A 260-nucleotide genomic window follows, 5' to 3' on the forward strand; every position below is an offset into this window, starting at 1 on the left:
CTTGGCGACCTCCGTGCGCGTGGGCAGCGTGCCCGCCTCGCTGATGTTGCGGCGCCTCGGATCCTATCCGCGCCAAAACGGGCTGGCCCTGGCGCTGCGGGAGCTGGGGCGGATCGAGCGCACCCTGTTCACCCTCGACTGGCTGGAGGATCCCGGCCTGCGCCGACAGGCGAGCGCGGAACTGAACAAGGGCGAGTCCCGCAACGCGCTCGCTCGGGCGGTCTGCTTCCATCGCCTCGGGCGCATACGGGATCGCGACG

The 260-nt window shown here is 71.5% G+C and carries 1 protein-coding gene; it reads left to right on the forward strand.

What is annotated here, in order from left to right:
* On the forward strand, positions 1-260 hold a 260-nt coding region (locus V0R37_RS22590), incomplete at both ends, for a Tn3 family transposase (RefSeq protein ID WP_420376622.1).

It is taken from the genome of Pollutimonas rozaliensis (assembly GCF_048751585.1).
Lineage (GTDB): Bacteria > Pseudomonadota > Gammaproteobacteria > Burkholderiales > Burkholderiaceae_B.